This window comes from Oscillatoria sp. FACHB-1407, from assembly GCF_014697545.1.
In the GTDB taxonomy this organism is placed as follows: Bacteria; Cyanobacteriota; Cyanobacteriia; order Elainellales; family Elainellaceae; genus FACHB-1407.
On sequence record NZ_JACJSA010000003.1, the window covers coordinates 242,548 to 263,400 of the forward strand.

The 20,853-nt window shown below is 51.6% G+C and carries 18 protein-coding genes and 1 tRNA gene; 9 read left to right on the plus strand and 10 right to left on the minus strand.

The features are described from left to right. Window positions 1-219 precede the first annotated feature (219 nt). Window positions 220-438: a hypothetical protein gene (locus H6G89_RS07020; RefSeq protein WP_190504594.1), complete on the minus strand. Its 219-nt coding sequence runs from the start codon at window positions 436-438 to the stop codon at window positions 220-222. Window positions 439-691: 253 nt separating this feature from the next. On the opposite strand from H6G89_RS07020, the gene H6G89_RS07025 reads away from it, so the two are divergent. Next, window positions 692-934 (plus strand): helix-turn-helix domain-containing protein, encoded by a 243-nt coding sequence (locus H6G89_RS07025; protein ID WP_190504595.1) that lies wholly within the window; start codon window positions 692-694, stop codon window positions 932-934. On the opposite strand, the gene H6G89_RS07030 is transcribed toward H6G89_RS07025, so the two are convergent. The 3 genes from H6G89_RS07030 to H6G89_RS07040 all read right to left on the minus strand — a co-directional run bounded on the left by H6G89_RS07030 (window position 908) and on the right by H6G89_RS07040 (window position 3,600). Continuing rightward, a tRNA-Val gene (locus H6G89_RS07030) sits at window positions 908-979 on the minus strand. The two genes, H6G89_RS07025 and H6G89_RS07030, sit on opposite strands and share 27 nt — an antisense overlap. 133 nt (window positions 980-1,112) lie before the next feature. Next, window positions 1,113-2,792 (minus strand): hypothetical protein, encoded by a 1,680-nt coding sequence (locus tag H6G89_RS07035; protein WP_190504596.1) that lies wholly within the window; start codon window positions 2,790-2,792, stop codon window positions 1,113-1,115. A gap of 106 nt (window positions 2,793-2,898) precedes the next feature. After that, window positions 2,899-3,600 (minus strand): MBL fold metallo-hydrolase, encoded by a 702-nt coding sequence (locus tag H6G89_RS07040; RefSeq protein WP_190504597.1) that lies wholly within the window; start codon window positions 3,598-3,600, stop codon window positions 2,899-2,901. 77 nt (window positions 3,601-3,677) lie between these two features. On the opposite strand from H6G89_RS07040, the gene rpmI reads away from it, so the two are divergent. The 3 genes from rpmI (at window position 3,678) to H6G89_RS07055 (ending at window position 5,335) form a co-directional block, all read left to right on the plus strand. Beyond that, window positions 3,678-3,875 (plus strand): 50S ribosomal protein L35, encoded by a 198-nt coding sequence (gene rpmI / locus H6G89_RS07045; protein ID WP_190504598.1) that lies wholly within the window; start codon window positions 3,678-3,680, stop codon window positions 3,873-3,875. 89 nt (window positions 3,876-3,964) lie between these two features. Continuing rightward, on the plus strand, window positions 3,965-4,318 hold the full coding sequence (gene rplT / locus H6G89_RS07050) for a 50S ribosomal protein L20 (RefSeq protein ID WP_190504599.1): 354 nt from the start codon (window positions 3,965-3,967) through the stop codon (window positions 4,316-4,318). A 45-nt stretch (window positions 4,319-4,363) separates the two neighbouring features. Continuing rightward, the gene (locus H6G89_RS07055; protein WP_242059847.1) at window positions 4,364-5,335 is read left to right on the plus strand and encodes a transporter substrate-binding domain-containing protein; all 972 of its coding nucleotides are present in this window, start codon (window positions 4,364-4,366) and stop codon (window positions 5,333-5,335) included. A gap of 319 nt (window positions 5,336-5,654) precedes the next feature. Here H6G89_RS07055 and H6G89_RS07060 read toward each other — a convergent pair whose 3' ends face one another. Further along, entirely contained in the window at window positions 5,655-7,190 is a 1,536-nt protein-coding gene (locus tag H6G89_RS07060) for a S8 family peptidase (RefSeq protein ID WP_190504600.1), read from the minus strand. A gap of 384 nt (window positions 7,191-7,574) precedes the next feature. Between H6G89_RS07060 and ileS the strand changes: the two genes are divergently transcribed. From ileS to H6G89_RS07080, 4 genes are all read left to right on the plus strand, one after another. Continuing rightward, a complete protein-coding gene (gene ileS, locus H6G89_RS07065) occupies window positions 7,575-10,463 on the plus strand; it encodes an isoleucine--tRNA ligase (RefSeq protein ID WP_190504601.1) in 2,889 nt (962 codons plus the stop codon). Between the two features lie 476 nt (window positions 10,464-10,939). Next, the gene (locus H6G89_RS07070; RefSeq protein ID WP_242059848.1) at window positions 10,940-11,446 is read left to right on the plus strand and encodes a hypothetical protein; all 507 of its coding nucleotides are present in this window, start codon (window positions 10,940-10,942) and stop codon (window positions 11,444-11,446) included. 9 nt (window positions 11,447-11,455) lie between these two features. Next, entirely contained in the window at window positions 11,456-12,034 is a 579-nt protein-coding gene (locus tag H6G89_RS07075) for an Npun_F5749 family FMN-dependent PPOX-type flavoprotein (protein WP_190504850.1), read from the plus strand. Between the two features lie 114 nt (window positions 12,035-12,148). Continuing rightward, a complete protein-coding gene (locus tag H6G89_RS07080; RefSeq protein ID WP_190504602.1) occupies window positions 12,149-12,289 on the plus strand; it encodes a hypothetical protein in 141 nt (46 codons plus the stop codon). 2 nt (window positions 12,290-12,291) lie between these two features. On the opposite strand, the gene cysE is transcribed toward H6G89_RS07080, so the two are convergent. From cysE to H6G89_RS07095, 3 genes are all read right to left on the minus strand, one after another. Next, entirely contained in the window at window positions 12,292-13,077 is a 786-nt protein-coding gene (cysE, locus tag H6G89_RS07085) for a serine O-acetyltransferase (protein WP_190504603.1), read from the minus strand. A gap of 111 nt (window positions 13,078-13,188) precedes the next feature. Beyond that, complete coding sequence (locus H6G89_RS07090; RefSeq protein ID WP_190504604.1) at window positions 13,189-17,112, minus strand: hypothetical protein; 3,924 nt, start codon at window positions 17,110-17,112, stop codon at window positions 13,189-13,191. Between the two features lie 26 nt (window positions 17,113-17,138). Then, window positions 17,139-17,870, minus strand: coding sequence for a Uma2 family endonuclease (locus tag H6G89_RS07095; protein WP_190504605.1), 732 nt, complete (start codon window positions 17,868-17,870; stop codon window positions 17,139-17,141). A gap of 411 nt (window positions 17,871-18,281) precedes the next feature. Here H6G89_RS07095 and H6G89_RS35625 point away from each other — a divergent pair, with 411 nt between their 5' ends. Continuing rightward, window positions 18,282-18,722: a quercetin 2,3-dioxygenase gene (locus H6G89_RS35625; RefSeq protein WP_190504606.1), complete on the plus strand. Its 441-nt coding sequence runs from the start codon at window positions 18,282-18,284 to the stop codon at window positions 18,720-18,722. 59 nt (window positions 18,723-18,781) lie between these two features. On the opposite strand, the gene H6G89_RS07105 is transcribed toward H6G89_RS35625, so the two are convergent. Both H6G89_RS07105 and H6G89_RS07110 read right to left on the minus strand, forming a co-directional pair. Beyond that, the gene (locus tag H6G89_RS07105) at window positions 18,782-20,176 is read right to left on the minus strand and encodes an IctB family putative bicarbonate transporter (RefSeq protein WP_190504607.1); all 1,395 of its coding nucleotides are present in this window, start codon (window positions 20,174-20,176) and stop codon (window positions 18,782-18,784) included. A gap of 40 nt (window positions 20,177-20,216) precedes the next feature. Further along, on the minus strand, window positions 20,217-20,750 hold the full coding sequence (locus H6G89_RS07110; RefSeq protein WP_242059849.1) for a thylakoid membrane photosystem I accumulation factor: 534 nt from the start codon (window positions 20,748-20,750) through the stop codon (window positions 20,217-20,219). Between the last annotated feature and the right edge of the window lie 103 nt (window positions 20,751-20,853).

The window sequence follows — 20,853 nt, forward strand, 5'->3', positions numbered from 1 at the left end:
CTATTTCAGTATTCCCAGAGAAAATCTTGCAATCTATAGTGGTCTTTTGCGTTGTGCAACCCTATACCTATCTACTCAATTTCCTACAGTTACCAGGAAAAATTCGAGGTGAGGGTAAAAACTCCCGGCATAAGCCAGGAATGATGCGATCGCCATCAATTAAAAAGAAAACCCGATATCTCTACCGGGTTCAAAATTGCTCAAACTTAACTAGGTAAGCTATCCAACTTGATTAATCCGTTTAGTCAAAATCCGCATCACCTCATCAGGATTGACTGTAGGTAGAGGTCTAGACCATTCAAACGGTTCAGCGTAGCCTAACTGATACTGAACCATAATGTAGTTCTCAACCACCCTTGCAGACCCTACAGCGATCACACGCAGCAAATCAGGATTGGCTTGATCGCGTAAGTCTAAAAACGTTTGCTCAGTTGTCATAATTCTGACACTCCAGATAGTTTAACTATCCAAACTCAGCCACCCGAACGCATGACAAGTAGGAGTGGCTAGTGGAGTGTAAAATCCTTCTAGCCTCCCGACTGCCTAGACCAGTTTGGGGGTTAGTTCCTTGTGGGTGTTGCCGCATCCTCAAGGAACGCTTTGTTTTGGACTGTTTAGAAATTAACTCAGAGCAAGGTAGGAGTCAATATACGATTTTGGTATATCCCAAAATAGAATGTAGGCTTCCCCTATGGGAGCTTCAACACATTCAGAGGAATACCAGGAATTCTTGAAGCGGTTGCGATCGGCAAGGCTTGAAGCAGGATTGACACAAGCAGAAGTAGCCAAGCGATTAGGGCAACCACAGCCGTATGTCTCTAAATGCGAATCTGGAGAGAGGCGTGTCGATGTTGTAGAGCTTGCTCAATTCGCTACCATTTACAACAAGCCAATAGATTACTTTGTATGGGCGATACTGGATTCGAACCAGTGACCCCTTCCGTGTGAAGGAAGTGCGCTACCACTGTGCTAATCGCCCAAGGTTCTCTATTCTACACATAGATTGGGGATGTCGTTCAAGATTTACAGATAATACTGAAAGTGACTGCCAGTCTGCTTCAGCAAACTTCATCCCATCAACCGCACTTCAGCGGGTGGGTTAGAGCGAAGGCTTACACCGCTGGTCTATCAGGGACAAACTCAAACCCTGTGATCAATTGCAGTGTGCCGGGTTGCCAGGGTTCATCACCCTGTTGCAGGTTAATGTCAGTGCCATCCAGCAGGAGTTGAATTTCAGGGGTAGCGTGCTGAATATCATGCATTACCTGATGAGTGAGTCGTTGAACCAGTGTAGGATGTTGGCACCACTGGGTTTGATGGGATTGCGCGATCGCATCCTCTGCCAGAAATTGAGAATTCACAGGAGAGGTTCGTCCTGTCACCAGATCCAGTTGCCAATCGAGCTCAGGAGTTTGCAATTTCAGGTTGACCGCCAGACGTAAAGTCCCGGTTTGCCACGATTGCGTAGGTTGCAATACCTGGGCTGCAATGCCTGCCATCAGTTGCATAATCTCATGTGCTCCTCGGCTAACACACCAGAGCAGCCGCAAATTTAACTGGCTTAATCCCCAGATCTGGTGAGGAATGTTGCGACTGGCAAGCGTAGAAGATTGGTGTAACTGGTTGGTGATGATTAAACCAGCTTCCACAACATCTGCAATCGATGAAGTAGGGGACAGATGAACCGCGTCATGGGTACGTGAGGTTTGTAGGTGAGTCAGGATAGCGTCTAAATGTTGTTGATTGACGATCGCTGAATATTGGCTAGACCAGTTGGTATCTGTGAATTGGATCAGCGGCTTGAGTGAATTTGTGGAAGAGGATGGCACAGGTGGCTCAGATTCAGGACTGTCTGTTTGCTCATCTGGTGTTGCCGATGAGGAGTTCAGAGCCGTGTCTTGAGATGACTTGGAGGTGCCTACGGTGGGCATGAACTCTAACCCGAATTGCAGTTGCAACAGACCTGCTTGCCAGTCGTCTTGCGGCATTAACAGCGTCGTCTGGATACCTGTCACAAAGGGGCAAAGCACTGGAGTAGCTCGTTGGATCTGTTGCATCACTTGCTGCACAAGTTCTCCTGCCACAAGCGGGGAACTGGGGCTGAGGGTTGTACTTTGAATTTGAGCGTCTGGTGACAGGTGAGGTTGGCAGGGTTGAAGTGTCACGAGATCTAACGCCCAATTCAAATCGGGGCTATCAAATTGCAGAGCGATCGCCAATCGCAATATACCTGTTTGCCACTCTTGATCGGGCTGAGCAATCTGCACCTCGACTCCTTCCATGAGCTGCATCACTTCATAACTGCTACGGGCGATCGCCCACAACAACCAGGGAGTCAGGTCAGTGATGGAACAGTAGTCCTGCTGCAAAAACTGAGCGATCGCAGGAGTGGCATCTGTAGCATGAGGTGTGGGTTGAATCGATTGCTGTTGCAACGCATCCAGCAGGTCATACGCTTCTTCAGTGACGTAGGGAAACAGATTTTCTGGAGTCTGGGGAAGATCGGCAGACCATCCACTGTGGGGCGATCGCAATTCACCAATGACATCCACCAATCGCTGCATTGCGCCTAACACGGTTTCAGGAGTGGCAGCCATTGTCGCGGGTTGCGCCACATCTACCAGTTGAATTAACGTTTGACGAATCGCCGCTGCATTAAAGAGCGGGGGTGCCGGAACAGCAGGTTGTAGAGATCCCTCAACAAAGGAATCGGTTTGCATGTCTATGACCCCCAACTCAGAAGTATCGGTCGGTGCAGCAGAATCAGATTGCAAATCGACGGTCAATATCATGGCAACAGGAGAGCATTACTACAAGTGAATACACGGTGAAAAGATCACGGAATATCCCATAGAATGCCCAGTTAACCTCCGACTACACCATTCTGTTACAACACGGTCACAACACGGCTTCAGTTTGTAAACACTGCTCCAGATCTAATTGAGTCAAGCGTTGATAGGCTCGATCAATGGCTCGTTGACCTCGTAAAAAGCCCGTGTTGGCACCAGGGCAAATATAACTCAGGGTTTCTGGGCTAAATTCCTGGAGCGATCGCTGAATGCTTTGAATCTGTCGTCTCCAGTGGAAGGTTTTGGCAAACCGCAGTGGCACTGGATCACCTTTTTGGTCAGGCAGCAGGTGTCGCCCCGAAAACAACACTCCCCCAAAGCTGCTGTAATACAAACAAGAGGAACCGGGTGAATGACCGGATGTCCAGAAGGCATGACACATCCGGTTAAACTCGAAGGTCTGCTGAAACGCAGTGACTTTCACCTCTGGCAGCAAGTATGCCTCTTGCTCCTGGATGACCACCTCACAGCCAAACTCCTCCTGAATTGGACGGACTTTGCCGATGCCGCCTCGATGGGTGATGAATAACCAGCGAATGCCACCCTGTTCGTGTAGAAAAGTGCGGGTCACGGCATCCCAGGGAGGACAGTCGATCAATAAATTATCTGACGGTGCTTCTGGCTGGGCTTTGACCAGATAGGCAGTCGCGCCCAGGGTGTCGCGATTGGGCGGAAAGGCAAAGATTGAATTGTCGGGGGTGTCAAAGACAGGACGGGGAGGTTTGCCATCGAGTGATGGGTTGCTGTCCATAGGATGAGTTGCGAGATTGGATGAATTAGCAGTAAGATTATAGACTGTGTCAATTTAGGACAAACGAAGGCACGATCATGCCCAAACTAAAAACTCGCAAGGCTGCTGCTAAGCGGTTCCGTCGTAGCGGAAGCGGTAAAATTATGCGCCGCAAAGCATTCCGGAATCACCTATTGCAGCACAAGACCTCCACTCGCAAGCGTCGCCTTGCCCAACCCGCCTTGGTACACGAACGCGATGCTGAGAATGTAGAGCTGATGCTCCCCTACTTGTAGGTTTTTCTGCAAGCTTCTTCGCAAATGATTGGGACGCAGTGCCCTTTGACGGTTCGCTGTAGTGTATTGATTAACAAGGAAGTGCTCAAATGACTCGGGTTAAGCGCGGCAACGTCGCACGCAAACGCCGCAAAAAAATTCTCAAATTAGCAAAAGGGTTCCGGGGTTCTCACTCTCGGCTCTTTCGGACGGCTAACCAGCAGGTAATGAAGGCATTGCGGAATGCCTATCGCGATCGCCGCAAGCGGAAGCGTGATTTTCGTCGCCTCTGGATTGCTCGGATTAACGCCGCTGCACGTCAGCACGGTATGAGCTACAGCCAATTGCTCGGCAACTTGAAAAAGGCAAATGTGCTGATTAATCGCAAGATGTTGGCACAAATGGCGGTGCTCGATCCCGCAGGTTTTGGCAAAGTAGTGGAAGTTGCTCGTCAAGCAAGATAAGCTATTCGACGTATCTAATCCATTTCATTCAGGTTTAGAACGTCCATGCTCAATTGCAAACTGAAATCAATGTTAGGGGTGTGGCGTAGTCATGCCCCTAATTTTGCTAAGTACGGCTATTCACAGATAGGGTTTGGAAAGAAAATCAGGGGTATGGGGGGGCTGCGTCCCCAGCCAGGGGTTCCACCCCTGCAACCCAAATTCCCACCCCTATTTACGACGAGTTGTACTAAGCATGTTGCCAGATATGCTGCAATTGGTTGGCTCACGCTGACGGTCAGTTTAACACCCGTGACGGGTGCTCCTGTCCAGGCAGCAGAACTGGAGGAAATTCGCGAACGGGGTTATCTGATCGTAGCGGTGAAGGATAACCTGCGTCCGTTGGGGTTTCGAGGCGAATCCGGACAACTCGAAGGTCTGGAAATTGATATTGCCCGCCGCTTAGCCGAAGCGTTATTGGGGCAATCGGATGCCATTACGTTTGTGCCAGTCAGCAATCAAGAACGGCTCTCTAGCTTGTTGGAGGGGGAGGTGGATCTGGTGATTGCCAGAATGGGCGTGACTGGGTCGCGTGCTCGTCTGGTGGATTTTAGTTTGCCTTATTACGTCGATGGCACGGCGTTTGTTACCCGTGATCCCTCTGTACAAGATATTTCTGACCTGGGCAGACAGCGCATTGCGGTGTTGAATGGATCTACCTCGATTCCCAGTGTGCGATCGCTCCTTCCGTTAGCGGAGTTGGTAGGGGTTGACTCCTACCAGGCTGCACTGGAACTGCTGGAGTCGAGACAGGTCGATACCTTTGCGGCAGATGCGAGTGTGTTGACCGGATGGGTGCAGCAATATCCCGGCTATCGCCTATTACCCACGCTGATCTCAGCAGAAACGCTTTGTGTTGCTATGCCCAGGGGGTTGCAATATGACCCACTCAGGCAGCAAGTGAATGATGCGATCGCCCAGTGGTATGAGAGTGGGTGGTTGATCGAGCGAATTAACTTCTGGGGATTGCCGCGATAACAGGTGAGAAGTGGGGAATGGGGAGTAGGGAATGGTTCTTCCAAATTCCCCACATTGCGTTTTATAGCCGTAGCCACATTCGACAGGGCGGAGGCAAGTCAGGAAGCTTTCCCAGCACCAGGGTTTGAGATATTGGCTTTGCCTTAAGCTTTTTGACCAAAGCTATATTTTCGGGTAGTGCTAGAGAGGCAGGATGATGGGATGGTGGGAGGGCGTGAAAGGCTTACTCTCACACTCTCACCTGATTATTCCCCAGCCTTGCCTAAACTAGGACTACCTATTTTCGTTTCTCTTCCTTCTTTTTTCGCGTTTCTTTTTTCTACAGCACCAGGCTCAAGCCCCGGTCAGCCGTTGCTGCCAGGATGTCTTCAATTTGAGTGGGGGTGAGATCGGGGTTTGCGCTGAGCATCAGTGCTACGACTCCGGCAACGTGGGGAGTTGCCATGGAGGTGCCGCTGTCGTAGAAGTAGCTGTTGCCGGGGATAGTCGATCGAATATCAAAACCCGGAGCCACAAAGAAGGCAGATGGGCTGTTGCCAGCGGGGTTTGAGAAGCTATTGACCTGTCGCCGACTGGTGACGGAGCCAACGGAGATGCCCAGACGGTTTGCACCAATGAAGGTTGTGTATTTTTGCGATCGCGTTGCCCCCAGAGCTTGACGCTCATTCCCGGCAGCCACCACGACCACTACGCCCTTCTGCCGTGCCAGTCTCAGAGCCGCCTGCACGTTAGGGCTGAGGGGTCCACCTGTAAAGCGTCCCAGGCTCATGTTGATCACGTCTGCTCCATTTTCAACCGCATAACGGATGCCCTGAGCTACGCCATCATCCGTACCGCCTTCGCTGCTCAAGACACGAACAGGCATGATGCGGGCGTTATAGGCAACACCTGTCACCCCTAAACCTTCCTTGGAAGCGGCGATCGTTCCGGCTACGTGGGTGCCGTGTCCGCCCAGATCATCAGGATCGTTATTGTTATCGATGAAGTTCCAACCCCGCACATCGTCTACAAACCCGTTGCGATCGTCGTCCACACCGTTATCCGGAATTTCGTCAGCATTGTTCCAAATGTTGTTGCTCAAGGCAGGATGACTATAGTCCACACCCTCATCTAAAACAGCAACGGTAACACCCTGTCCGGTAAAGCCCTGTGCCCATACTTCCGGTGCTTTGATTAAATCGAGTCCCCAGCGAGTCCCATCCAGGTTGGTCACGTCTGGAAATTCACTTTTGCCTGCGGCACGTGCAACGGCAGCCGTGGCATTGATCAACCCGTGCCCCCAAAAGAAGTTGAACTGTTGTGTAGACCGAGGGGTAAACCGTTCTGTGCTGAGTCGATAGTCGCCAATCTCGCGGGTGAAGGCACTGGTGACTCGCACTAGATAGCGTACTCCGGGACGAACCGTGAATGTTAAAGCAACCCCACTTGAGCGAATGAGTCGCCCTGTCCGGGCGTTGATCAGTTGTAAGGTTGGGGTAAAGTCGGGCGTACTCAAGCGAACGTGAACTTGCTGCCCTGCTTTTACACGGGTCAACCGATAGTCATCTGAGAAGAGGTCGATGCCCTCACCCAGTGGATTAAGGCGATCGGATGTGCTCAAGCTGCCCCGCAACTGCTGATTGCCCCGCAAAACGCGTGTGGGTCTGAGGGGCGTTGTGGGACGAATATCCGACTGTGTCTTTAAAGCAGCATGTCTCAGGGATTGGGCTGTAGCGGAGCGAGGGGCAGCAAAGGCGGAATGCAACTGACCAGAACGAGACGGTGCCATTGCGTAAACTGCATTTCTCAGGTCAGTTTGAGCTAGTTGGCGGTGCGAAGCTGTTGCCCCTCCAGGGTAATCGCCACTAAATAACACCTTGGATTACTCCTTAAATTAAATGAGTTGATAGAACTGAGTACGGTTGGAATTGACAGTGGTGATCAATCAAAGTTTGAGCTTGAACAGGGGTCAAATGGAATTCGCAAAGCGATCGCCTCGAAATTGTTAGACTGAAGCAATCGGATGACGAACAACGCCGGATCGTAACCTTCCGTTTTATAACAGCTTTGGCAGGGTGAGCGGCAACAGTAGTGTTACAACCGTAACCATTTCTTCGCATTGGGTAGAGAAATTAGGACAAATTTCATCTCCAACTGCAAGAGTGCTAGCAAATCGAGGTATGACCTTGAAGCAAAGGGAAGTTGTGACTGATAATGGTTCGATACAATCCTTGATATCCTTCACCCTTAATTGGCGATCGTGACAGAACCAGGAAGCTATAAAGATACGGTTAATTTGCCCAAAACTGCCTTTGATATGCGGGCAAATGCAGTAAAGCGGGAGCCAGAACTGCAAACGTTTTGGCGTGACAATCAGATTTACGAAAAATTGTCACAAACTAACCCTAAAGAACCGTTTATTCTCCATGACGGACCTCCCTACGCCAACGGTCCCTTACATATTGGTCACGCTCTCAACAAAACCCTGAAGGACATTATTAACAAATACCAGCTCTTGCAGGGGCGTAGAGTACGCTACGTCCCCGGTTGGGACTGCCATGGGCTACCCATTGAGTTGAAGGTGTTGCAAGCCATGAAGCCTGCCGAGCGGGAAAAGTTAACCCCGATCGAGTTGCGACGACGGGCTAAAACCTGGGCACTGGAGCAGCAACAGCAACAGGCAGAGAGCTTCAAGCGGTATGGCATCTGGGGCGATTGGGAACACCCCTATCTCACCCTGACATCTGACTATGAAGCGGCTCAAATTGGTGTGTTTGGGCAAATGGTGCTGAAGGGCTACATCTATCGGGGGCTAAAACCTGTTCACTGGAGTCCCAGTTCTAAGACGGCTCTAGCAGAGGCAGAACTGGAATATCCAGAAGGTCACACCTCTCGCAGCATCTATGCGGCGTTTTCGATGGTGAGTCTGTCGGATGCTGCCAAGCCTGCGCTAGAAGCCTACTTGCCTGAACTGGGTGTTGCCATCTGGACGACGACTCCCTGGACGATTCCGGCAAACATGGCGGTAGCTGTGAACCCAGACCTGACCTATGCCGTTGTTGAAGTAGCAGGTTTTGGAGAACTAGCGCATCCCTTCCGTTACTTGATTGTGGCGCAAGATTTAGTAGAGCGGTTGTCCCAAGTCTTCGCAACCGGATTGACGGTTAAAGCAACTTTGTCTGGGAAAGACCTGGAATATTCCACGTACCGCCATCCACTGTTCGATCGCGAAAGCCCGATTGTTATTGGTGGCGATTACGTTACAACCGAGTCGGGTACAGGTCTGGTTCACACGGCTCCCGGACATGGCGAAGACGACTTTAGGGTGGGTATGCAGTACGACTTGCCCGTTTTGTCTCCGGTTGATGATAATGGCGTTTTCACCGAAGAAGCCGGACCTTTTCAGGGACTTAATGTTTTGAAAGATGCTAATCCAGCCATCATTCAAGCGTTAACGGAGGCAAAATCGCTGCTCAAAGAAGAGGATTATGTTCACCGCTACCCGTATGATTGGCGGACGAAACAACCCACGATTTTTCGTGCAACAGAGCAGTGGTTTGCATCGGTTGAAGGCTTCCGGGAAGAGGCGTTGGAGGCAATTAAGCAAGTCCGCTGGATTCCAGAACAGGGTGAAAACCGGATTACCGCGATGGTGGCTGAGCGATCGGACTGGTGTATCTCGCGTCAGCGCAGTTGGGGGGTGCCGATCCCCGTGTTTTATGATGAGGCAACCGGAGAGCCCTTGCTGAATGAGGAAACTATTTCCCATGTGCAGCGCATCTTCGCTGAAAAGGGCTCGGATGCCTGGTGGGAGTTGCCTGTAGAGGAACTGTTGCCGGAAGCCTATCGCAACAATGGGCACAGCTACCGCAAGGGAATGGATACGATGGATGTCTGGTTTGACTCTGGCTCATCGTGGGCAGCCGTCGCCAAGCAGCGCGAAGGGATGGAATATCCAGTGGATTTGTATTTGGAGGGATCAGACCAGCACCGGGGATGGTTCCAATCCAGCCTGTTGACTAGCGTGGCAACCAATGGCTGTGCACCTTACAAAACGGTGTTGACTCATGGCTTTGCGCTAGATGAGCAGGGTCGCAAGATGAGCAAATCACTGGGGAACGTGGTTGATCCGGCAGTGGTGATCGAAGGAGGGAAGAACCAGAAAGAAGACCCACCGTATGGTGCAGATGTGCTGCGGTTGTGGGTGTCTTCGGTGGACTATTCCTCCGATGTGCCGTTGGGCAAGAGCATCCTCAAACAGTTGTCGGATGTCTACCGCAAGATTCGCAATACTGCTCGATTCCTGTTGGGTAACTTGCATGACTTTGACCCAGCCCAACATGCGGTTCCCTACGATCAATTGCCGGAACTCGATCGCTACATGCTATACCGCATGACGGAGGTGTTTGCTGAAGTGACGGAGGCATTTGAGACGTTTGAGTTCTTCCGATTCTTCCAGACCATCCAAAACTTTTGCGTGGTGGATCTGTCAAACTTCTATCTGGATATTGCGAAGGATCGGTTGTACATCAGCGCAGAGGATACAGCCCGACGACGCAGTTGCCAAACGGTGTTATCAGTGGCGATCGAAAACCTGGCACGGGCGATCGCCCCAGTTCTGTCTCACTTAGCGGAAGACATCTGGCAATATCTGCCCTACCAAACTCCCTACAAATCCGTGTTTGAGTCGGGTTGGGTAAAGCTGGAGGACGGTTGGAAACAACCAGAATTGGGAGCAACCTGGCAAAAGCTGCGTATGGTTCGGACAGAAGTCAACAAGGTGTTTGAGCAAGCTAGAGCCGAGAAGGCGATCGGGTCTTCTCTGGAGGCAAAGGTACGGCTCTATGTCGCGGATGCTGGATTGCAGAATAAGCTGCGATCGCTCAATCCTGCGGATAGTCTCAGTGGTAATCGGGTGGATGAGTTGCGCTATCTCTTACTTGCCTCTCAGGTGGAATTGCTCGATTCCCCTGCTGCTTTGGATGGCGTGAAATATAGCTCCAAAACGGAGGGATTGGCGATCGGGGTCGTTGAAGCAGAGGGCAAAAAGTGCGATCGCTGCTGGAACTACTCCACTCATGTCGGTGAGTCGGCAGATCATCCGTTGCTCTGTGAGCGGTGTGTCGAGGCACTCATCGGACGGTTCTAAGGGCTAGAAGATTGTTCCAGTTCATTTCTGAGCCAATTTGCCCCTGTCCGTGCTAAAGCTACCGTGTATACACATCTCTGTTTTTCAATGAGGCACTTGGTTACTTCAATGAGTTTGAAAACCAGGCTCTCCCCCAAACCCCCGATTGGAGGACGCCACTGCCTCCCCCAAACCCCCTAGCAGAAGGTGTTTCGGTTAACCTAAAAGTGCGCTTCGCATCGGTTCTAAGTACGGGTATTTCTAGTCGTGGCAAGATGCCGCGAGGACTCAAAGTCCCCCAATTTTGGGGGATTTAGGGGTTTGAGAGGACTTGTATAAACATGGTAGCCGCATTGGAAAGGGGCTTTGATTAGGAATTAGGTTCAGAAAAACCCGGTTTACGAGGTGTCACATTGGAGGAACTCATCCATCACCCAGTTGGTCAAAATAGATACAGGGTCGAATGAATCTTGTATCGAATTCCCCTATATATGGCTATGAATACGACATTACGGTTAACTTTTAACAAAATTGCTCAACACGCTCGTGCGATCGCTGCGGCTACGGTGTTGCTTGGAGTCGGTGCATTGCCTGCGCTGGCACAGTCGGCTAACTTTGACTCAATCGCGATCGCCCCTGGATTTTCGGCAGCAGCAGGAGCGGCTCAAGGGTATACAGGTGGGTCGTTTTCGCTGTCCTCCTTGGCAAATCGTGACAGTAGTGGGAATCTGTGCCTAGGCTTTAGTGCCTCCTCCACCCCTGATCACCTGTTGGTGTTAGAGCAAAACTTTGGTAGCCTCACCCTCCAAGTTGACAGTGGAGGCAATGACACGACGTTGGCGATTCAAGGACCAGACGGTAGAATCTTGTGTGGTGATGACACTGGGCGCAATAAAGATGCCAGCATTCAAGCGGGTGGCTTGTCCGCAGGAACCTATCGGGTCTGGGTTGGCTCCTTTGACTCAGGAGCCCGCTACAACTACACACTACGAGCACAGCAGTAGTCAATGGCGGTGACGTTAGCTCCCTGGCGGTCGGCGATCGCTCGTGCGCTTCATCGCAACCGTTCGTTGGTGTATGCTCGGTATCTGCAATTGGCAACGGTGCGATCGGACGGACGACCCGCCAATCGTACCGTGGTCTTTCGAGGTTTCTTAGACAACACCAATCAACTCAAATTCATCACCGACGATCGCAGCGAAAAAGCTTTACAGATTCCGCAAAACGCTTGGGGTGAGGTGTGCTGGTACTTTCCCAATACCCGCGAACAGTTTCGTTTGCTGGGGCAACTGAGCCTGATTGATGAGAAGAACTCGGATGCAACCCTGCGTCAGGCACGACAGAGACAATGGCAAGAATTGTCAGATGCTGCACGAACACAATTTGCCTGGGCTGATCCCGGTAAACTCCGTTCACCCGATGATCCCTTCACGCCACCATCCCCAGACGCTTCCAGTCCACTGTCCAATTTTTTGCTTGTACTGCTTGACCCAATTCAGGTGGATCATCTGGAGTTGAGAGGCGAGCCGCAAAACCGCTCTATTTATCGGCAGATTAACAATGAGTGGATGGTAGATGCTGTGAATCCTTGATGGGAGCAGGGAGTGGGGAGATAGCTTTGAGCTTCGCTTTTGGGATTTGCGAGCGTATGAGTTGATTTTGCGACGTGCCGTTGATAATGGTGAACGGTTTCATATTGGGGTTGGGTGAATTGTGCCTATGAGGCAGCGATCGCGAAAATTGCCCAAGTCGCACGACAGGAAACCTACAGGCACAAACTCCCTACCGTACCTAATCAGGAGGGCGAGATAGGTGAAGCTGTTACCTACAAACCGTTTGTGGGTTAGCTCTAGATGCCAGAGCCGTTCAAAAATTCCTCAATGACCTTGTCACGGAGACGACAGGCAGTAGCGTGATCGAATTCTGGTTCATTGGCGATCGCTTCGGCTTCATCTGAACCGGAAACCGATACCAGAATGGGTTCAGGCAATGGCTGAGGCTTCGCAGGTTGCAATACCTTTAACTGCTGTTCCAGTGCTTCGATGCGATCGACCAAGGCGCGAATCACCTGCGCCTCTGAGTCAGGCAGTCTGCCGTGTTCCAGGGGACCGACTCGCTCCCCAGAACGGTAAACAATCCGTCCGGGTACGCCGACCACGGTGCAATCAGAAGGTACATCGCGCAAGACAACCGAGCCTGCCCCAATGCGAACATTATCACCAATTTGCAGATTGCCTAAAACCTTGGCTCCAGCCCCGACAACTACATTTTCGCCCAGGGTAGGGTGACGTTTGCCACTCTGTTTACCCGTTCCACCGAGCGTAACCCCTTGATAAATCAGAGCATAGTTGCCAACGATCGCCGTTTCTCCGATGACAACGCCCATACCATGGTCAATGAAAACACCACACCCGATCGCTGCGCCAGGGTGAATCTCAATCCCTGTGAGAAAGCGGGCGATGTGAGAGATCAAACGGGGAATAAATGGCATTCGCCAGCGATAAAGCTGGTGAGCGAAACGATGAAACAGCAACGCCTGAAGACCAGGGTAGCAAAATAACACCTCTAACCAATTGCGGGCAGCAGGGTCGCGATCAAAGATGATGCGAAAGTCAGCAATCAGGGTACTCAGCACAGGCAGTTCCCGTTGGTAACGTCAACCAAACACGATCTTTATCAAACCAAACACTATCTTAACGTTAGATTTACCCGGTTGATTCACCCATTGGAGTCACCCATCAAATTTCTATTCCCAGGCAGATAATTCAGCTGTCCAGGTTTGCATCAAGGTATTGACCTGAGTGCGACGGGCTTCAAAGGTTGCCGCAATCCAAATGAAAATTAACCCCAATACAATGCCCACTGCCCACAGCAACGCAGAGTAATTGCTGACAAACAGCCACAACAGCCGCAACACTCGAATGACAAATGTGGCAGTGCCGACGTAGAGAAATGCCCGCACTCGCAGCACGATCCCCAATAAAATCAGCCCGACACTCAGCCCTAATGTGAGCAGTGCAAACACGATCGCGGTAGGTTGTGGTTCGATCTCAGCTTGATATAGAGCGGTCAGGCAGATCAGACCCGTTGCTAATAGCCGCAGCAAGTGTCGATTTTCGCGATCGTCCTGCGCTTGCAACTCCGGGTCAATCTGCACCACATAGAGCACTGAACAACCGACCACGGTACTGATCCATATCGGTTCCGACCACCCCTGCTCGTTGAGATATCGCAGCACTGCCCAATCGAGGAGGAGAACACTGACATAGCTGAGCCGCAACTGCCCGTTTGCTTTGGCTAACCAGGCATAAAACGCGCCCACAATCAGGAGTGTTTGCAGGGCAATTCCCCAAAATGTGAGAACAGTGGTTATGGCTGGAATCGCTCCTGTGGACTGCTTCCAGGGATCAGGCGACCAGCCCCACCGCTCCCACGGTAAGGGATGTAGGAGGAGACAGAGAGCGGCAGCGATCGCCCCTCCCCAGGTCAATAGAATCTGGGGATCAGGCAACAGGCGATGAAGAGCATAGGCGATGACAAGAGTCGCTTCGATGATGCCTGCATATGTCCAAGCTTCGGGAGAAGGGGAGTGGGAAGGGGCGCGATTAATCGTAGAGGGAGAAGGGACGCGATTAATCGTAGAGGGAGAAGGGACGCGATTAATCGCGTCTGTACTAGCGTGTAGAGATTGGGAAGAGACGCGATCAATTGTGTCTGTCCTAAAGTAGCGGTTGCCGTTTGCCAGAGCGTAGGCAGATAGGGTGATTGAGACACTTAGCCAGAGGAAGAATCCGGTTTCACTCAAAGAGGAGAATACCGCGAGGAGGGCTAACCCACTGCCGAGCAGCCAATGCACGTCAGCAATGGTACTCAATCCTTTGCGGTCAAGATGTAGATAGGGCAGCAGCCATCGACTCAAGAGGCGATCGCCCACCGCAATCAGCAGGGCTAAACCTGCGAGTAGAGTAATGCCATCCCCTGCGTTGCCTCCTTCGGCTTGCAGGAGTTGATAAACCAGCAACTCATACAAGGCGATCGACACGCCCGCCAGTGCAACATAGGTGATCGGCTGTAGAAATGGTTGTCGTCGTCCTACCCCAACCCAGATGAGAGCAGCCGCCAGGGTATAGAGCCCGGTGAATTCGCTGTAGGTGGAGTGGGATAGAATCAGCCCCAAAACGCCGTAGGTGAGGGGAATGGCGTGCCAACTGGTTTGATAGGAATCTCGACGAAATATCACCCACCCGTCTCCGGCTAATTGGGTGACGAATCCCAATGCCAGCGTGGCGATCGCCAGAGACGTAACTGTTGCAGAGGGATTGACAAGCAGCAGCACCCCCGCAACCCACAACTCCACTGCCCATGCCAACCCCCACAACACGAATTGGGTGGATTGTTGCCAGAGCCGATAGCCCAACGCCAATGTTGTCAGCCCTGCTGCCCAGACAAACAGCCCTGTGACCGTTTCAAACTCCGTGTAGAAACTAGCTGCGTAGGACGTCAGGATCAGCAGCAGCACACTACATAACCCGATCGCCCATGTATCTGTGGCGATCGCATATAGCGTATGCATGGGGGTGGAACGGCGTTTGAGCCAACCTCGCAGGAGCCACAAGCCTGTCAGCAAGCCTGCCATAATCACCATCACCCACTGTGCTGTGAGTTGGGTAGAGAATTCCTGGTAGATCCAGGTGCTGATAAAGCCCAGCCCAAAACCCACCGTGAGAATCGCCAACACGAGCGATCGCAAGTGCCGTGAGTTGACCCAGAGTAATAGCGTGCCAACGCCAAACGTAATGATTTGTGGTGGCAGAGAATTGAGGAGAAACAACTGCAAGACCAGCGCGGGAACCGTCAGCCATGCCGCGATTTGGGGCTGTACGGCTAATGGACGAACCGCCACAACCGTCAGCATGATAGGAACCGCTAACCCGATCAGATTCCAAGACGTTGAGGGATCACCTGCCCAAAGTAATGGATACGCCAGTGCGGCTAAAATCAGTCCCGCATACCAGGCACTTTGTCGCCACAGCAACGCAATCGGCAAGACGCTGACAATCCATTCCCCTACCATTAGCGTTAACAGGATGGCTGCTCCACCGATTTCGTTCAAAGCTGGGAACAACGTATCGATCCAGGAGAGCACCGCTGCCAGCCCGATTGCATGGGTAAAGTAGACGCCAAATCGACCCGCAGGGCGATCGCGAATCACCGCTACTAAACTCAGGGTTGCGATCAACAAATTGAGCGATCGCACCAGGGGCACTGCCCAACTCAGCAGCACCATCAGGCTCCCTAAAATCAACGCCATGATCTCGGTATGCGTTGCTAACGGCGGGTGTTGCTGTCGTCGCAACCAGATAGCAAAGCCAATCATGCCAACGACGTAGACAAAACCACCCAAACTGGCTAATTCTGCGGCGGTTACATTGTCGGCGATCGCACTAGCCGCGATGAGGATGCCCTGTCGCCAGTTAAACGGCAGCACGAACCACAGCAACCAAAACGCCTGAAAGCCCACGAATATCAGAGCAGTTAACTCACTGCGTCGCCAAAATCGTTGCAGGTTGCGCCAGAGTAGCCCTAGACCCAAACCGCTGACTGCGATCGCCTGCCAGGGAGGTTCTTCGCTGACGGAGACTAGCCAACCCAACACCAGCAATGCGGCTCCCACCCGTCCCAAAATGAGTTGATTGGGCATGGGACGGGAGAGCCGATTGAGCAACCAACCACAAATGCCAAATGCCAATCCTAATTGGCTGGGAGGCACCTGCCCAGCAAAGATAGCTCGACCAATCAGCAGCAAAACAGCAAAGGCGATGGCAATTCTGGCTAAGGGAAATGGAGGAGGGGTTTCTGGGGTAGCAGAAGATGCTTCTGAGGATTGCGATCGCAGCAAACAAAAAGCTGTTCCAACGGTGCCCAAATAGGTTGCCATCAGTGGCACGACCGACCAACCCCAGCCCCAATGCAAGACACTCAGGGCGATCGCATTGCCAATGAGCAACATCGAAGTTGGACGCAAAAGCTGAATTGTGATGACGGTCAGGACTACAGAGGCGATCGCCGCGATTAACACTCCAAGAAAGCTTTGCCCAACTCGCAAGCCATCCATCATCCAAAAGTTGACCGGAATGATTAGCAACGTGGCGATCGACAACATGCGAGCGGTCAGACGCAGTTGCTCTCGTCGTCCGAGCAACACACTGACACCCCAGAAAGCAAGCGTATAGGCGAACAAAATGCCATATTGCCCAACTGGGGGAAAGTTGCGCCACTGCGTCGCCGCCAGAACACCCGACGACACGACAACCAGAAAGACTCCCAGAAACAGCAACCAGATGACGCTGATCTCTGCCACAAAGGATTGCAACAGTTGGGGGATGGGCGAACGACTCGCTGAACGAACTCTGGGAGGATGGGCTGAGGCTGGCTTAGGACTGACCGATTCCGGGGTCGCCACCACAAAATCGGTCGTTGTCCCTGGAGCAATTTGGGTTGCGTCAGTGTCGGTAGAAATAGATGGAAGAGGGACTGATAAATAGGTTTGACACAGATGCCGAATCTGCTTGTCAGATAACAATCCCAATCGCTGCCAAGTGTCTAGCCCCTGGAATAATTTTTCCTGGTCTACGTCAGAGTCTAGATTTAGATCAATTGTGATTCGCATGGCGATCGCAGTTAGGGCTGTTCCTCCTACACCTCATCAGGATCAACGTCCATCGCTCGTAGCCGCTCTGCTAGTTTCTCAGCGCGTCGTTGTTCTTGATCAGCGCGTTCCTTGCCTGTAGGAATTAATCGTCCATCCTGCTGACACCAGCGCAGCCATAACCCTTCAACTCCCTCAAATTCTCCTTCCCAGAGGGTTAAGCCAAGACCGACCGTTTCGAGCCAGACCGATTGCGCCACGTTAAGAATTCGTTCTGTCGTTAATTCGACATACTGCCCTCCCGTCAACGTCCACACTCGTAACAGTGAACCATTCATCTGGTGTAGTTCTTGCAACTGCCGCAGAGGATCAAACACGACATAATAAGCTACCCCGATTTGGGCATAAAGCTGCTTTTTGCGGTTCAGTTCATCACCTTCGCGATTGAAAATGACTTCGATACAAACTTCCGGCATCTTGCCAAACTCCCAGCCAAAGTAGGAGCGGTTTTGCTTTTGGCTCCAATCAGAGGGTACTTGCACCCGCAAACTCAAAAACGCATCTGGCACGATCGGTGGCTGTTTCAGTGGATAGAACAAGCCCACGTTTGTTGCGGCGATGAATGGGGCAGGCACAATTTGGGAACTGTAGAGCGGTTCTACGAGCAGCCGTTGTTGCTTCTCAGACTGAAAGTTATCCACAGGGGTATCGTCTTCGGTGACAATGTGGCTGATATCAGGAATCACCAGATCTGCTGAGGTCAGAGTTTCTTGAGACATAGAACTAGCCAGACATGCAGTAACACCATGCTACTCCGATTTCTCAGTTGACCCCTCGCATCAAACAATTTTGTTATGTTACTCAGTTCTCGGTTAAGGTACAGCGAGAATCCCATCGATTGGCGTTGGATGCTAGGTGATATGAGGTTCTAGGCTAGCAATGCTTCAGGTTTTCTACGTAGCAGAGTGATATTCTAAGTCAATTTTTTCCAACGTTTTTAGCCATTACTTTGCAGGTAAGTAGGAAGTAGCGTAGCGTTATACCGATTTAATGTTTGATTGTGGCAGATCAGTGGGTAGGGGCGTTTCGCGAAACGCCCTTACGGAATCATGTGCAGCGAAGCCAATTCAAATTGGTATTATCAACAGTTCCACCCCTGATGAACACAGATTTTAGAGAGGACATGGAAGATGACAGTATTACGGAGTCAAGAAGGTCAAACCCTACAAGTATTAAGCGATCGCGTCTGCATCAAGCTAAAATCAGCATCCTCGGCTAATCGTATGGCTGTGATGTCTGTCGAGGTTCCTCCCGGTGGCTTTGTACCTCCTCATACCCATGACAAAGAGGAGGAAAGCTATTTTATGCTGGAAGGGACAATGACGATGCAATTAGATAACCAGGAATGGATGCTTGAGCCAGGGGATTTTGTCCATGTCCCTGCAAATACGATCCATGGCTACAGTAACCATTCCGATCAAAGCATTCGATTTCTTGCCTGGAGCGTGGGTGGTGCGGTTGATGAATTTTTCACGGAAATGTCAGAAAACATTCAAACCATGCCTGACGATCTACCCAAAATGCCAGCCATTCTTGAGAAATATGGCATTCAAATGATTGATCCAGCCTGATAGATAGGTTTTAGGGGTCGGGAGAAGTAATTAAAGCTCTTAAAGATGCAGAAACGCGATTAATTGCTCTCCTGTATCCTTTCCTGATCATCGGTGGGTTTTACCCAGTAATAGCTGGCAACGATCGCAATCATCAACCACCACAACGTGCTGACCTGCGGACGATACCACACCGTATCCACCAAACCATGTGCCAGCATTCCCGCCATCGTGGCGATCGCGGCCATTAGCCAGTAGCCTTCGCGATCGGTCGTTTGTCGCATCTGGTGTAGTCGCGACCACCCCTGATTAAACGTCACTAGCAGGAGCCAGAGAAAACAGCCGAAGCCAATAACCCCGGTTTCCACCAGGATTTCTAGAAAAACGGAATAGGCACTCAACGCCGTAAAGCCCGTGCGCTGATAGCGAGGATAGACACTGTTAAAGGCATCATTGCCGGGGCCAATCCCAAGAATGGGGCGATCGCGAATCATGTCTTGCACCGCTGCCCAGACGTTCAGCCGGAAGTTATTGCTGCTGTCTTCGCGCCCCTCAAAGATGCTAAAGAAGCGATCGCGCAGGGGATCGACCGTTGCCACCGCCAGAACAATAAAAGCGGCTGATACACCCAACACAATCGGCAATGCCCAGCGTCGCCAAAACCGAGGCAAATACACGCTCCACCAGCGCACCAGCAAAATCATAGCGGCAAAGGTGGCAACCACCAGACCAATCCACCCACCCCGGCTAAAGGTCAACACCAAACAAGCCGCATTCACCAGACACATCACCACCGCCAACGCTTTCGCTGTCCAGGCTCTCCAGGCAAACACTGCGGCTCCACTAAACACCACCGCCGGAACCAGGTAAGCGGCTAACAAATTAGGGTTGCCTAAGTAGCTATAAACTCGTGTGGTGCCTGCCAGGGTTGACTCCGGATCGACCCAGGTCGCCAGCGCATCTGCCCCAAAAAACCACTGGCGTAACCCTGCCACACTGATGACCAACGCCACGTGCAGGTAGACCGTGATCAAGGTCGAACGCAATCGGGGCGATCGCAACAGTCGCGCTATCAGGGCAAACAAAAGCAAATAGAGCGTTAGCTTAATCAAGCCCTCAACGGCGGCACCTTTGACGGGAGAAAGGGCTGTCGCCATGACTGAGACACCCCAATACAGCAACACCAGCAAATGAATTGGCGTTAACCCCAAACCCGCGTTATCTGAAACCGTCAGCAACACCCAAAAGGCAGCACACGCCAGCAACAGCAAGCCAATCAACGTGGTTGAGGTAAAGGGAGCCAGGACAAAGACGACCAGCACCAGCACTAAAGCCAGCGTATCTGCCCATTGCATCAACCAACTCCCCTGTCGCCAGGACTGCAACAGCCCCACCAACCGATGGACATAGCTGGATTTAACCCACTGTTGAGGGGAGAAGTTAGTTAAGGTGAGTTGTTGCCAGACCGAGTTCATAGGGGTATGGGAGAGAAGGGAGAACTGTTGCCATTAAACCTTATTCAGGCACTAACTCCGTGTTGATTTCATTGACAATCCGTCGCTTCAACTCCACCGACTCCGAGCGAGGCAGCAGATCGAAGACTTGCCGCAACACATCATCAATCTTTTCAAAGGCGATCGCCCCTGTTTCGTTCAACATCACCTTGCCTGATTGGTCAAACACCAGGGTTTGCGGCACAAGCCCCTGATAGTAGTAACCGGGTTCTGTTGGCTCATAGCTCGATTTGACGGGAATGCTATCGACACTCAACGGAATGATATTGGCAGCCCGACCATAGAACGCATCTACCTGAGAGACAACGGGAGCAAACTGCTTACAATCGCGGCTGTCATCAATGTAGAACACAAGAATGGTTGGAACTTGACTTTTGAGGGACTGTGCCAGGGTGACGTGAGGCGGCACGAGATAACCATTTCCGGCATAGAGCGGATAGATGTTGCCATCGTAGTGGTCATCCGTTAAGACCGCCAGCGCATGAGGAGTCCCCAGCGATAGGAAACAGACGATCCCCAGTACAAAGACAACCATCAACCGGGAGACAACTTTAGAAATGAAAGAACGACAGAAAGCCATGACAACTCGCGATTCATGAAGAGCTACCTCTGCCATTGTCTAGCATTCGTTGCCAAAA

Excerpts from the sequence above, each read along its gene's own strand:
- H6G89_RS07110 (WP_242059849.1), bottom strand. The coding sequence starts at position 20,750 with ATGGTTGTCTTTGTACTGGGGATCGTCTGTTTCCTATCGCTGGGGACT.
- H6G89_RS07095 (WP_190504605.1), bottom strand. The coding sequence starts at position 17,870 with ATGTCTCAAGAAACTCTGACCTCAGCAGATCTGGTGATTCCTGATATC.
- H6G89_RS07055 (WP_242059847.1), top strand. The coding sequence starts at position 4,364 with ATGCTCAATTGCAAACTGAAATCAATGTTAGGGGTGTGGCGTAGTCAT.
- H6G89_RS35625 (WP_190504606.1), top strand. The coding sequence starts at position 18,282 with ATGACAGTATTACGGAGTCAAGAAGGTCAAACCCTACAAGTATTAAGC.
- H6G89_RS07040 (WP_190504597.1), bottom strand. The coding sequence starts at position 3,600 with ATGGACAGCAACCCATCACTCGATGGCAAACCTCCCCGTCCTGTCTTT.
- H6G89_RS07020 (WP_190504594.1), bottom strand. The coding sequence starts at position 438 with ATGACAACTGAGCAAACGTTTTTAGACTTACGCGATCAAGCCAATCCT.
- H6G89_RS07035 (WP_190504596.1), bottom strand. The coding sequence starts at position 2,792 with ATGATATTGACCGTCGATTTGCAATCTGATTCTGCTGCACCGACCGAT.
- rplT (WP_190504599.1), top strand. The coding sequence starts at position 3,965 with ATGACTCGGGTTAAGCGCGGCAACGTCGCACGCAAACGCCGCAAAAAA.
- rpmI (WP_190504598.1), top strand. The coding sequence starts at position 3,678 with ATGCCCAAACTAAAAACTCGCAAGGCTGCTGCTAAGCGGTTCCGTCGT.
- H6G89_RS07025 (WP_190504595.1), top strand. The coding sequence starts at position 692 with ATGGGAGCTTCAACACATTCAGAGGAATACCAGGAATTCTTGAAGCGG.
- H6G89_RS07105 (WP_190504607.1), bottom strand. The coding sequence starts at position 20,176 with ATGAACTCGGTCTGGCAACAACTCACCTTAACTAACTTCTCCCCTCAA.
- H6G89_RS07090 (WP_190504604.1), bottom strand. The coding sequence starts at position 17,112 with ATGCGAATCACAATTGATCTAAATCTAGACTCTGACGTAGACCAGGAA.
- H6G89_RS07070 (WP_242059848.1), top strand. The coding sequence starts at position 10,940 with ATGAATACGACATTACGGTTAACTTTTAACAAAATTGCTCAACACGCT.